Genomic DNA, 13,026 nt, shown 5'->3' on the forward strand with positions numbered 1-13,026 from the left:
CGCTGGCGCCGGTCGCGGTCACCGAAGACGGCCTCACCGCGCTCCCCGCCGCGGTCGCGGAACGACGCATCTGCGACACCGGAACCATCCCCGTCACCGTCGACACCTGTGGGAACCCCCTCGACGTCGGGCGGGAATCACGACTGTTCACCCCGAAACAACGCATCGCACTCGCTGTCAGGGACGGCGGGTGCCGGTGGACGGGGTGTGATCGCCCCGCGTCCTACTGTGAAGCGCACCACATCGATGAATGGGCCCGCGACGACGGCCGCACGGACATCGACCGCGGCATACTGCTCTGCCGGTTCCACCACATGCAACTCCACCACAGCCGACGGCACGTCACCCGCCACCGGAAGGACGACTTCATCCTGCACCACCCCGACGGGCAACGATCCGTGCTGCACCCGAGGCTCCCACTCCGCTACGCGTGGGGAAACATCGACCCACCACCCAAACGAATCCACCCCGCCGCCTGAACCCACTCCCAAAGAAGGGGCCGGGTCAGGCCGGGCCTGCGTGTCCGCAGCGCGGCGCCGTCATTCCGGAACCGCCGTCTCCGCCGTCGCCGCCGTCGCCGCCGAAGCCCCGCGAACTCAGGCCCCGGAAACGGCGTCGGGCGTATCGACCGCCCCACCGAAACGACGATCACGGGAGAGATAGACCCCGATCGCCCGCCACAGCTCCTCGCGGGAGAAGTCCGGCCACAGCGTGTCCAGGAACACCATCTCCGCATACGCCGACTGCCAGAGCAGGAAGTTCGACGTGCGCTGCTCCCCCGAGCTGCGCAGGAACAGATCCACATCCGGCATGTCCGGGATGTACAGGTGGCGACGGATCGCCTTCTCCGTGATCGCACTCGGGCGCATCCGCCCGGCCTTCACGTCCTCGGCGATCGATCGCATCGCATCGACGAGCTCGATGCGCCCGCCGTAATTGATGCACATCGTGAGCGTGAGCGTGTCGTTGCCACGCGTCAGCTCCGATGCGTACTCCAGCTCCTTGATGACGGAACCCCACAGGCGCGGCCTGCGCCCCGCCCACCGGATCCGCACACCCCACTCGTTGAGCTGGTCGCGACGACGGTGCAGCACGTCGCGGTTGTACCCCATGAGGAACCGGACCTCCTCCGGAGAGCGCGCCCAGTTCTCCGTGGAGAACGCGTACACGCTGAGGTGCTTGACACCGGCCTGGATCGCACCGGCCACGACGTCGAGCAGCACCTCCTCACCCGCCTTGTGCCCCTCGATGCGGTTGAGCCCGCGACGATTCGCCCAGCGGCCATTGCCGTCCATGACGATCGCGACGTGGTTCGGCACGGCGGGGAACGCCGGCGGCTGCACGCCGGTCCAGTCCAGCGGACGGTACGGGACGGCGTCCTTGTGCGTGTACGGCTTGGGGCTCAACGGGTTCCCTCCACGAGCGAGAGCGAGCGGATCCCCCGCTCGAGATGCCACTGGGCATAGGCGGCGATGACACCGGAAGCGGCCGCGGTATCGCGATCGGACGCGGAATCCACGCGTTCCCAGTCCCCCGCGATCAGGGCGCGGAGCACTTCGATCGCCGTCGAGGGAATGCGTGGGCTGCCCACGGGCGCGCACTCATCGCAGACGATGCCGCCCATCTGTGCGACGAACACCGAGTGCGGACCGGGCTTCGCACAGCGCGCGCAATCGTCGAACGACGGCGCCCAGCCCGAGAGCGCCATGACCCGCAGCAGATACGAGTCCAGGATGCTGCGAGCGACATGCTCACCGCGCGCGAGAGCGCGCAGCCCGCCCACCAGCAGCAGATACTGCTCGGGCGTCGCCTCGGAGTCGTTCAGCCGGTCGGCCGTCTCCACCATCGCGTTGGCTGCCGTGTAGCGGTCGTAGTGCAGCGCGATCTCGGCACCGTACGAACCCAGCGACTCGGCCTGCTGCACGATGTCGAGCGAACGCCCCTGATACAGCTGCACGTCCGCCACCATGAACGGCTCGAGCCGCGAACCGAACTTCGACGAGGTGCGGCGCACCCCCTTCGCCACAGCCCTGACCTTGCCGTGCGCGCGCGAGAGCATCGTGACGATCCGGTCGGCCTCACCGAGCTTGTGGGTGCGCAGGATCACCGCTTCGTCTCGGTAAGTGGGCATTCCTCGATCATCCCACTCCCGGGGACAATAGAGCTGTGACCGAACCGACCTTCACCATCCCGCTGTGGGCCGATCTGCTGGGCGTAGGCCTGGGCGGCGTGCAGGGTGCCATGTTCGCGAGCGGCTTCCGGGGCGAACGCCGCCTCGACCTGCTCGGCGTCGCCATCATCGGCATCATGATCGGCATGGGCGGCGGCCTCATCCGCGACATCCTCCTCGGCCAGCCGCCCGCCTCGCTGCACAGCAACTGGTACCTGCTCACCGCCGGCGGGGCTGCCCTCGTGGGCATGCTGCTCGCAGGTCTCTTCCAGCGTCTGAACGCCGTGGTCGTCGGGCTCGACGCCGTCGTGATCGGCATGTTCGGCGCGTTCGGCACGAGCAAGGCGATCGCGTTCGGCCTGCCAGAGGTGCCTGCGGTGTTCATCGGCGTCTGCGCGGCCGCCGGCGGAGGCGTGCTCCGCGACATGCTCATGGGCCTGCCGGTGTCGATCATGCACGTCGGATCCCTGTACGCGGTCGCCGCCGGCGCGGGCTGCGCATTCATCGTGATCGCGCACGGACTCGGCATGGGCATCGTGCCGGCCGCGATCATCGGCATCGTCCTGACCGCGATCATCCGCGTGCTCGCCGTGGCGTTCGACCTGTCCCTGCCGGAGCAGCGCGCGCTCTACCGTCGCCGCGTCGCCGCCGAGACCGGCATGATCCCGATCATCCGCCCCTGAAACACGTCCGCACCCCTGAAACACGTCTGCGCCTCGAGTCCGGCAGGTTCTGCCGGACTCGAGGCGCAGGCGCAGTCACGCGGACGGTTGCGCCGCGGACGGATCCTCCGCACACGGGGTGACGATGCGGAGAAGCTGGGGACAGCTCAGGCGGTGACGAGGTCCGCGTCGGCGGCGGCCCTGGCCCGGATGGAGCGGTTCACGCAGGACACGATGGCCTTGAGCGACGCCGTGGAGATGTCGCCGTCGATCCCGACGCCCCACAGCCGCTGGTCGCCGACCTGCAGTTCGACGTACGCCGCGGCCTGGGCGTCTCCGCCGGTCGAGAGCGTGTGCTCGACATAGTCGTACAGCGAGATCTCGAAGCCCCGCTCGCGCAGCACCTCGATGAACGCCGCGACCGGGCCGTTTCCACGCCCCTCGGCTTCGACGCGCTCTTCGTCATCGCGCAGCACGACATCGAGCGTGACATCTCCGGACATGTCGCTGTTCGTGCGAGTGCCGAGCAGCTCGAACCGACCCCACTTGGCGTCGTCGGCCGAGGCAGGCAGGTACTCGTCGTTGAAGATCGCCCAGATCTGCTCGCTGGTGACCTCGCCGCCCTCGGCATCGGTCTTGCCCTGCACGACTCCGGAGAACTCGATCTGGAGCTTCCGCGGCAGGTCGAGGGCGTGGTCCGTCTTCAGCAGGTACGCGACACCGCCCTTGCCGGACTGCGAGTTGACGCGGATCACGGCCTCGTAGGAGCGACCCAGATCCTTGGGGTCGACCGGCAGGTAGGGCACGCCCCACTCGATGTCGTCGACGGTGACGCCCTGCTCCTCGGCCCGCGCGGCCATCGCCTCGAAGCCCTTCTTGATCGCATCCTGGTGCGATCCGCTGAACGCCGTGAACACCAGATCGCCGGCCCACGGGCTGCGCTCCGGCACGGGCAGCTGGTTGCAGTACTCGGCCGTGCGCTTGACCTGGTCGATGTCACTGAAGTCGATCTCGGGGTCGATGCCCTGAGTGAACATGTTGATGCCCAGCGCGACGAGGTCGACGTTGCCGGTGCGCTCTCCGTTGCCGAACAGGCATCCCTCGATGCGGTCGGCGCCGGCCATGTAGCCCAGCTCCGCCGCCGCGATCGCGGTGCCCCGGTCGTTGTGCGGGTGCAGCGAGAGGATCACGTTCTCGCGGTGGTTCAGGTGACGGCTCATCCACTCGATCGAGTCGGCGTAGACGTTGGGAGTGGCCATCTCGACGGTCGCCGGCAGGTTGATGATCACCTTGCGGCCAGGGCTCGGCTGCAGGATCTCCAGCACCTCGTTGCAGACCTCGACGGCGTACTCGAGCTCGGTGCCGGTGTAGCTCTCGGGCGAGTACTCGTAGTAGACCTCGGTGTCGGGGATCCGCTTCTCGAACTCGCGGCACAGCCGCGCGCCTTCGAGCGCGATCTGCTTGACGCCCTCGCGGTCGGAGCGGAACACGACCTCGCGCTGCAGCACGCTGGTGGAGTTGTAGAAGTGCACGATGGCCTGCTTGGCACCCGCGATGGCCTCGTAGGTGCGCTCGATGAGGTGCTCACGGCACTGCGTCAGGACCTGGATCGTGACGTCATCCGGGATCAGGTCCTCTTCGATGAGCTGACGCACGAAGTCGAAGTCGGTCTGGCTCGCCGACGGGAAGCCGACCTCGATCTCCTTGTAGCCCATGCCGACGAGCAGCTCGAACATGACCCGCTTGCGCTCGGGCGACATCGGGTCGATGAGCGCCTGGTTGCCGTCGCGCAGGTCGACCGCGCACCAGCGCGGCGCCTTCGTGATCCGGGCGGAGGGCCAGGTGCGATCGGGCAGGTCGAAACGGATCTGCTCGTGGAACGGCCGGTACTTGTGGATCGGCATCGCGGAGGGGCGCTGGTTGTTCATCATGAGGGGTTGCTCTTCTCGTCGCTTCAAGTGTGGGGCGGGCCAACACGAACACCGCGACGAGTGGGGCCCTCAGAAACGGGACTCGTCGCGGCAGCTAAGAAGAAGCAGACCGCCTGCGCGCATGCGGCCATGCTAGCACGGCGTCATCCGGGCCTCGGGGCTGTGACGGACCTGCGAGAATCGATGCACGCGGATCCGCACGTCTACGAGCGGATCCGAGACGGCCGACTTTCGAGGAGCAGCTCGTGCAGTACATCTCCACCCGCGGTGGCGGGCAGCCGAAGACCTACAGCGAGGCCCTCCTGGAGGGACTGGCCGTCGACGGCGGCCTGCTCGTCCCTGAGCAGCTGCCGACGGTCGACGCCACGACCCTCGAGTCCTGGCGCGCACTCGACTACGCGCAGCTGGCGACCGAGGTGCTCGGCCTGTTCGCCACCGACATCCCGCGCGAGGATCTCGCGGCGCTCTGCGCGGCCGCCTACTCCCCCGCCGTCTTCTCGACGCCCGTGCCCCTCACTCCGATCGGCGACGGGATCACACTCGTCGGCCTCTCCGAGGGCCCGACGCTGGCGTTCAAGGACATGGCGATGCAGTTCCTCGGCCAGGCGCTCGAGTACGCGCTCGAGCGCACCGGTGGCGTGCTCAACATCGTCGGCGCCACCTCGGGCGACACCGGGTCGGCGGCAGAGCACGCGCTGCGCGGCAAGGACCGCATCAGCGTCTTCATGCTCTCCCCGCAGGGTCGGATGAGCCCGTTCCAGCGCGCGCAGATGTATTCGCTGCAGGACGCGAACGTGCACAACATCGCCGTCGACGGCGTGTTCGACGACTGCCAGAACCTGGTCAAGGACCTCGCCGGCGACCTCGACTTCAAGAACACCCAGCACCTCGGCGCGGTCAACTCGATCAACCTCGCCCGCATCACGGCGCAGGTGGTGTACTACTTCTGGGCCTGGCTGCGCGCGACCGACGACCTCGGCGCGGCAGAGCGAGAGGGCTTCGAGGTGTCTTTCGCGGTGCCGTCCGGGAACTTCGGCAACATCCTCTCCGGCTTCTTCGCCCGGGGCATGGGACTGCCGATCCGCCGGCTCGTGCTCGCCGCGAACGAGAACAACGTGCTGGACGACTTCTTCCGCACCGGCGTCTACCGCCCCCGCAGCGCCGCGCAGACGCTCGCGACGTCGAGCCCGTCGATGGACATCTCCAAGGCGTCCAACCTGGAGCGCTTCATCTACGACCTCGTGGGCCGCGACCCGCAGCGCGTCGTCGGGGCATGGGACGACCTCTCCCGCACCGGCGCCTTCGACTTCACCGCGGATCTGCCGCGCTTCGCCGAAGAGTTCGGGATCGTGAGCGGCACCAGCACGCACGCCGACCGGCTCGCCACCATCCGCGCCGTGCACGAGGCGAGCGGCACGATCATCGACCCGCACACGGCCGACGGCGTGAAGGTCGCGCGCTCGTTCGTGGAGGACGGTGTGCCGATGCTCGTGCTCGAGACCGCCAAGCCGGAGAAGTTCGGCGAGACGATCACCGAGGCGCTCGGCATCGAGCTGCCGCTGTCGGATGAGCTGCAGACCCTGCTCGCCGCCCCGCAGCGCGTCACCGAGATCCCGAACGACGAGGCCACGCTGCGCACGATCATCGAGACGAGCGCCCTGCACTGATCGACGCCTCGGCCCGCGGAGCACCAGAACGCCACGCACGGCGCAGAGGAGCTCGGCGCGAGGGCTGCGGCGGATAGTCTGGCTGGCATGACGGCTCGACTGCGCGCCCGGCTGCTCGCCCTGCTCGGCGCTCTCGCCCTCGTGCTGGCCCCGCTGCTCGCAGCCCCCGCCGCGCGCGCCGACACGAACGACTTCTCCTACGCGTCCTGGGATGCGCAGTATCAGCTCAGCCGCGACGCCGACGGCCGCGCGATGCTGGCGGTGACCGAGACACTCGTCGCGGATTTCCCCGAGTTCGACCAGAACCACGGCATCGTCCGCGGACTGCCGACCTGGTACGAGGGTGCGCCGCTGGGGCTGCACGTCGTCTCGATCACGGACGGCGCGGGCACGGTGCTGCCGTACGACGACAGCGAGACCGACGACGGCGAGCGTCAGCTGAAGATCGGCGATCCGGATGCCTACGCGCACGGGCGCACCACCTACGTGATCCGGTACACGATGCGAGACGTCGTTCACCGTCCCACCGACCGCGCGATCGACGAGTGGTACTGGAACCTGCTCCCGTTGAACTCCACGCAGCCGATCGCCCACTTCTCCGCCGAGCTGTCCTTCGCCCAGGACGTGGACGCCGCCATGATCGGCGCCCCCTCCTGCTACGCCGGTCCTGCCGGCTCCACCACTGCCTGCACGCTGTCCCCCGTCCCCGGGACCGGCGGGTTCTCCGTGACCCAGGAGAACATCCCCGCCGGATCCGGCGTCACCGTCGCCTTCCCGATGAAGGAGGGCACCTTCGCGCAGTCCCCGGCACGGCAGCCGGATCCGATGACGGATGTGGCGCCGTATCCCGTCGCGGGCTTCGCCGCGCTGCTCGCGATCGGCGGCCCGATCCTCGGAATCGGACTGCTGCGCCGGAGCGGACGCCGCAGCGGCCGGGGCATCGTGGTCGCCCAGTACGATGTGCCCGACACGCTTCCGCCCGTCCTCGCCGCCGAGATCGAGGGACGAAAGCCCGTCGCGGATTCCGCGGAGATGGTGCACCTCGCCGTCCACAAGGCGATCCGCATCTCGGACGGCGAGAGCAAGCCGATGCTCGAACTGCTCGACCCTTCCTTCGCCCCCGATGCGCTCGACGGGGAGGCGCTGCATGCGCTGTTCACCGGAGATCCGGTCGGCACGACCCTGCATCTCGAGGTGCCGAACGACGCCCTGGTCGCCCGGCTCAAAGCGCTCTCCGGCTCCGCGCACGTCGCAGCGTTCGAGCGCGGTCTGCTCGTGCGGCAGCGCTCCGTGCTCGCGGTGATCCTGAGCGTCATCGCCCTCGCCGCCGGCCTCGGCGCGGTCGCGCTCGCGGTCCCCGGCATGGCGGTGGGCCGGCCCGCCGCGATCGCGACCTTCGTGGTCGGGATCGTCGCATCGGCGATCGCGCTCGTCGCGCTCCTCGTCTCGCTGCCGCGCCGTGCAGTGCTCACACCGCAGGGCGCGGAGACGCGCGAGTACCTGCTCGGGGTGCGCGAATACATCCGGCTGGCCGAGGCCGATCGGATCCGCATGCTGCAGTCCTACCGCGGCGCGGAACGCCGCTCGGACGGCACGGCGGACGTCATCGTGCTGTACGAGCGGCTGCTGCCCTACGCGATGCTGTTCGGCATGGAGCGCGAGTGGGGCCAGGTGCTCGCCGTGCAGTACGAGCACGACGGCATCACGCCCGGCTGGTACTACGGCTACACGGGCGCGAGCTTCGCCGGATCGCTCAGCGGCATGAACAGCTCGCTCAGCCCGACCCCCACGCCGAACACATCGTCCAGTTCGAGCGGTTCCTTCGGCGGCGGATTCTCCGGCGGCGGTGGAGGAGGCGGATCCTCGGGCGGGTGGTGAGCCCGGAGTCGCGACGCCGGGCCGCTCGTCAGGGGATCAGCGCGACCTTGCCGCCGGGGTGGCCCTCGGCGAGGAAGCGAGTGGCCTCGACGGCCTCGGAGAGCGGATAGGTGCGGGCGAGGGGCACCACGAGACGTCCCTCATCGGCGAGTCGGACGAGCTCGCCGCGGATGCCATCGCGGAATGCGGTACTGGCGGGTTGCGTCCCTGCGATGGCCCCGAAGCCGTGCTCCGCGGCACGACCGGGCGCCGCGATCGTCACGATCCGTGCGCGATCCTCGATCAGGGCGAGGGACACGTCGACCGCCTCGTCCGTGCCGATCGCGTCGAGCGACGCAGCAACAGGGATGCCCGTACCGCGCACCCGGTCCAGGAGACCGTCGCCATACGCGATCGAGATCCCGCCGAACCCGCGCACGCGCTCCGCACCGGCGGCGCTCGCGGTCCCGATCACGCGGACGCCCCGCAAGGCGGCCAGCTGCAGCACCATGACGCCGACCGCACCCGAGGCGCCGTGCAGCAGGATCGTCTCCCCCGCGGCGGCGTGCACACGATCGAGCATCTCCGCCGCTGTGGTTCCGGCGAGCAGCAGGTTCGCCGCTTCGGCGTGCGACAGCGGCCCTGGTTTGCGGAACGCCTTCTCGGCGGGAATGGTGAGCGCGGTCGCATAGCCGCCTCGTACGCGGAACGCGACGACCTCGTCGCCGACCTGAACCTCGCCCGAGCCGATCCGGGTGCCGGGTCCGATCGCGAGGATCTCGCCGGAGATCTCGTAACCGATCGGCACCGGCAGCGCGACGCCGGGCCTCGGCGCGGCGACGTGCTTGTGGTCGGCCGGATTCATCCCGGCGGCGCGCACGCGGATCGTGACCTCGCCCTGCTGCGGATCCGGAGCCGTTGTGTCGGTCAGTCGCCACCGCTGCGGACCGCCCCAATCCGGGGCGATCCACTGCTGCGCGGCGACGCCCACGTCAGAACCCCAGCCGGCCGAGCTGCTTCGGGTCGCGCTGCCACTCCTTGGCGACCTTCACATGCAGGCCGAGGAACACCCGGGTGCCGAGCAGTTCCTCGATCCCCGCCCGCGCGGTCGCGCCGACCTCGCGGAGCCTGGCGCCCTTGCGTCCGATGATGATCGCCTTCTGGCTGTCCCGCTCCACGACGATCGAGGCGTGCACGTCGGTCAGGTCGGAGTCCTCGCGGGGCGAGATGTCGTCGACGACGACCGCGATCGAGTGCGGCAGCTCGTCGCGGACGCCCTCGAGCGCCGCCTCGCGGATCATCTCGGCGATGCGGTCCTCGGTGGACTCGTCCGTGACGATGTCGTCCCCGTACAGCGACGGCCCCTCCGGCATGAGGGAGAGCACCTCGTCCGCGAGCACGTCCAGCTGCACCCGCGTGAGCGCGGAGAGCGGGATCACGGCCGCCCAGTCCTCGCGCAGCGAGTCGACCTCCATGAGCCGTTCGGTGATCTCGTCGCGCTCTGCGATGTCGACCTTGGTCACGATCGCGATCTTCTTCGCCCGCGGGTACCCGTCCAGCGATGCGGCGATGCGCTTGTCGCCCGGGCCGACCTTCTCGGTCGCCGGCACGCAGAAGCCGATCACATCGACGTCGCCGAGCACCTGCCCGACGAGATCGTTCAGGCGCTCGCCCAGCAGGGTGCGCGGCCGGTGGATCCCCGGGGTGTCCACGATCACGAGCTGCCCGTCGGGGCGGTTCACGATGCCGCGGATGGCGCGCCGCGTGGTCTGCGGCTTCTCGCTGGTGATCGCGATCTTCTCGCCGACCAGCGCGTTCGTGAGAGTGGACTTGCCGACGTTCGGCCGGCCGACGAACGTCACGAACCCGCTGCGGTGCGGGGTCGGGGTCTCGGTGTCGCGCTCATCGCTCATCGTGGTTCTCCTTGTTCTGATCCCCCGCGAGCGGCTCCTCGGCCCGCTCGACGAAGACGTATTCGATGCCGCGCCCGCGGCCCCGCGAGGCGCCGCCGGTGAGGAGCAGCCCGCGCACGACGGCCGTCGCACCGGGAGTCGGGATGCGGCCGAGCTCCTTGCCCAGGAGCCCGCCGATGGAGTCGACGTCATCGTCCTCGAGCTCGACGCCGAACAGCTCGCCCACGTCCTCGAGGCTGAGCCGCCCGCTCACCCGGTAGTGTCCCGGCTCGAGCTCGACGACTTCGGCGCCGGGCCGGTCGTACTCGTCGGAGATCTCGCCGACGAGCTCCTCGATGAGATCCTCCATCGTGACGAGGCCGGCGATCCCGCCGTGCTCGTCGATCACGATGCACACGTGCACGGCCTCGCGCTTCATCTGCTGCAGGAGGGTCTCCGCGCGCATGGACTCCGGCACGAACACCGCGGGGCGAGCGAGGCGGCGCGCCGATGCGGCCCGCCAGCTGCGGTCGTCCCGATAGGCGAACTGCACCAGATCCTTGAGGTAGAGCACGCCGACGACGTCGTCGTCGGCTTCGTCGTCCACGACCGGAATGCGCGAGACGCCCCGGTCGAGGAAGAGGTCCATCGCCTCGGACGTGGTCGCTGTGGCGTCGACCGTGACCATGTCGGTGCGCGGCACCATGACGGCGCGCACGAACTGGTCGGTGAAGTCGAAGACCGAGTGGATCAGCTCGCGATCGTCCGCCTCGATGAGATCGTGCGAGGCCGCCTCGTCGACCATGCTGAGCAGCTGCGTCTCGGTCGCGAACGTGCTCCGCCCCGCCCCCGGAGTGACCCGGCTGCCGAAGACGGCGAGCCCCTGCGCGATCGGCCCGAGGATGACGCGCACCGCGCGGATCGTGGGGGCGCATGCGCGCAGCATGGCGTCGGCGTGCTGACGGCCGAAGGAACGAGGGCTCGCCCCGACGAGCACGAAGGTGATGCCCGTCATGATCACCGCGGCGGCGAGCATCGCCCACCAGATCTGATCGTCGAACAGCAGGACGAGGGCGACGGTGACGAGCACCGCCGCCGCCGTCTCCACGAACACGCGCATGAAGGCGACCGCGTTCGCGTGCGGTTCCGGATCCGCGGCGATCCTGGCGAGGGCCGGCGCATTGCGGCCCTCAGAGGCCATCTCCTCGAGATCCGCCCGGGAGGTCACCGAGAGGGCCGCATCGATCGCGGCCATGAGCCCGCCGAAGGCGACGAGGAGGATCGCGCCGGCGAGCAGCAGGAATGGAGTCATCGACCGTGGGAGCGCTCGTCCGCGGCGAAGCCGGCGATGAGCTCGCGCTGCAGACCGAACATCTCCTTCTCGTCCTCGGGCTCCGCGTGGTCGAATCCGAGCAGGTGCAGCAGTCCGTGGGTGGTGAGCAGGATCAGCTCGTCCATGAGCGTGTGCTTGGCCGCGGCGGCCTGGGTCTCCGCGACCTGAGGGCACAGTACGATGTCGCCGAGCAGTCCCGGCGGGGTGGGACGGTCGATCGTGCCGGGACGGAGCTCGTCCATCGGGAAGCTCAGCACGTCGGTGGGACCCGGCTCGTCCATCCACTGCACGTGCAGCGCCTCCATGGCGCCCTCGTCGACGAGGACGATGGCGACGTCCGCATCGGCGCTGACGTTCAGCTGGCCGAGGTTGCGCTCGGTGAGGCGCAGAAGCACCGTCTCGTCGATCGCGATCGCCGACTCATTGTTGATCTCGATCATTTCAGGCCTCGTTTCGGCATGCGGTCTCGTGGTCCGGGGCGCTGCTGCCCCGCGCGGCGCTCGGCACGGTTGGCGAACTCCGCCGCCTGCTCGCGCTCGGTGCGGGACGCGGTGCGCTGCTCGTCGTATTCGGTGTACGCATCCACGATGCGGCCGACCAGCGAGTGGCGCACGACATCGTCGCTCGTGAGCCGGGAGAAGTGGATGTCGTCGATGTCCTTCAGCACGCGGGTCACCACGCGCAGGCCCGAGGCCCCCAGAGGAAGGTCGACCTGCGTGATGTCGCCCGTGACGACCATGCGCGTGCCGAACCCGAGCCGGGTGAGGAACATCTTCATCTGCTCCGGCGTGGTGTTCTGCGCCTCGTCGAGCACGACGAACGAGTCGTTCAGCGTGCGACCGCGCATGTACGCGAGAGGAGCGACCTCGATCGTGCCGCTCGCCATCAGGCGAGGCACGATCTCCGGATCCATCATCTCGTTCAGGGCGTCGTAGAGCGGACGCAGATACGGGTCGATCTTGTCGGTGAGCGTCCCCGGCAGGAATCCGAGCCGCTCCCCCGCTTCGACGGCCGGGCGGGTCAGGATGATCCGCTCGACCTCCTTGCGCTGCAGGGCCTGCACGGCCTTCGCCATCGCGAGATACGTCTTGCCGGTGCCGGCGGGGCCAATGCCGAACACGATCGTGTTCTCGTCGATCGCGTCGACGTACTCCTTCTGGCCCAGCGTCTTCGGCCTGATCACCCGTCCGCGCGTGGACAGGATCGCCTCGCCGAGGACCTCGCTCGGGCGCACGCCCTCCCGCTCCAGCATGCGCGCGGACTGGGCGACGTCGCTGGGGGCGAGCGCATGCCCGGAGCGCGTCAGCTCGATGAGCTCGTCCACGAGCTTCTGCGCCGAGCGCACGGCGGCGGGCTCGCCGGTCAGGGTGACCTCGTTGCCGCGCACCATCACGTCGACCGCGGGATGCTCTTTCTCGAGCATGCGCAGCAGCCGGTCCTGCGGGCCGAGCAGCTGCACCATCGCGACTCCGTCCACCTCGATGCGGGCCGAGGTCATCGACTCCGCCATGTCG

11 protein-coding genes and 1 pseudogene are annotated in these 13,026 nt (G+C 69.4%); 4 read left to right on the plus strand and 8 right to left on the minus strand.

Translation table 11 applies throughout. From position 1 onward, the window contains the following. Positions 1 to 479: pseudogene (locus tag RS86_RS20880) on the plus strand (HNH endonuclease); the annotation flags it as partial. 117 nt (positions 480 to 596) lie between these two features. Here the strand turns inward: RS86_RS20880 and RS86_RS01675 are convergent. After that, entirely contained in the window at positions 597 to 1,406 is an 810-nt protein-coding gene (locus RS86_RS01675) for an isoprenyl transferase (RefSeq protein WP_045270481.1), read from the minus strand. After that, on the minus strand, positions 1,403 to 2,131 hold the full coding sequence (gene recO, locus RS86_RS01680) for a DNA repair protein RecO (RefSeq protein ID WP_045270482.1): 729 nt from the start codon (positions 2,129 to 2,131) through the stop codon (positions 1,403 to 1,405). The genes RS86_RS01675 and recO overlap by 4 nt, the downstream gene beginning before the upstream one ends. Positions 2,132 to 2,166: 35 nt before the next feature. Here recO and RS86_RS01685 point away from each other — a divergent pair, with 35 nt between their 5' ends. After that, complete coding sequence (locus RS86_RS01685) at positions 2,167 to 2,853, plus strand: trimeric intracellular cation channel family protein (RefSeq protein ID WP_045270483.1); 687 nt, start codon at positions 2,167 to 2,169, stop codon at positions 2,851 to 2,853. Positions 2,854 to 2,999: 146 nt separating this feature from the next. On the opposite strand, the gene leuA is transcribed toward RS86_RS01685, so the two are convergent. After that, positions 3,000 to 4,763 (minus strand): 2-isopropylmalate synthase, encoded by a 1,764-nt coding sequence (leuA, locus tag RS86_RS01690; protein WP_045270484.1) that lies wholly within the window; start codon positions 4,761 to 4,763, stop codon positions 3,000 to 3,002. A 245-nt stretch (positions 4,764 to 5,008) separates the two neighbouring features. On the opposite strand from leuA, the gene thrC reads away from it, so the two are divergent. Further along, positions 5,009 to 6,430, plus strand: coding sequence for a threonine synthase (gene thrC, locus RS86_RS01695; protein WP_045270485.1), 1,422 nt, complete (start codon positions 5,009 to 5,011; stop codon positions 6,428 to 6,430). Between the two features lie 87 nt (positions 6,431 to 6,517). After that, positions 6,518 to 8,308, plus strand: coding sequence for a DUF2207 family protein (locus RS86_RS01700; RefSeq protein WP_045270486.1), 1,791 nt, complete (start codon positions 6,518 to 6,520; stop codon positions 8,306 to 8,308). A gap of 28 nt (positions 8,309 to 8,336) precedes the next feature. On the opposite strand, the gene RS86_RS01705 is transcribed toward RS86_RS01700, so the two are convergent. The 5 genes from RS86_RS01705 to RS86_RS01725 are packed head-to-tail and all read right to left on the minus strand — an operon-like array spanning position 8,337 to position 13,022. Then, entirely contained in the window at positions 8,337 to 9,278 is a 942-nt protein-coding gene (locus tag RS86_RS01705) for an NADP-dependent oxidoreductase (protein ID WP_052680007.1), read from the minus strand. Position 9,279: 1 nt separating this feature from the next. Beyond that, positions 9,280 to 10,200, minus strand: a complete 921-nt coding sequence (gene era, locus RS86_RS01710; RefSeq protein WP_045270487.1) for a GTPase Era — start codon at positions 10,198 to 10,200, stop codon at positions 9,280 to 9,282. Then, entirely contained in the window at positions 10,190 to 11,491 is a 1,302-nt protein-coding gene (locus tag RS86_RS01715) for a hemolysin family protein (RefSeq protein ID WP_045270488.1), read from the minus strand. Before RS86_RS01715 ends, era begins: the two co-directional genes overlap by 11 nt. After that, positions 11,488 to 11,952 carry an rRNA maturation RNase YbeY gene (gene ybeY / locus RS86_RS01720; protein ID WP_045270489.1) on the minus strand — a complete coding sequence of 155 codons (465 nt, stop codon included), beginning with the start codon at positions 11,950 to 11,952 and terminating at the stop codon, positions 11,488 to 11,490. The genes RS86_RS01715 and ybeY overlap by 4 nt, the downstream gene beginning before the upstream one ends. Next, positions 11,949 to 13,022, minus strand: a complete 1,074-nt coding sequence (locus RS86_RS01725) for a PhoH family protein (protein WP_045270490.1) — start codon at positions 13,020 to 13,022, stop codon at positions 11,949 to 11,951. The genes ybeY and RS86_RS01725 overlap by 4 nt, the downstream gene beginning before the upstream one ends. Positions 13,023 to 13,026 lie beyond the last annotated feature (4 nt).

Origin of the sequence: Microbacterium azadirachtae (genome assembly GCF_000956505.1) — a bacterium.
GTDB lineage: Bacteria > Actinomycetota > Actinomycetes > Actinomycetales > Microbacteriaceae > Microbacterium > Microbacterium azadirachtae_A.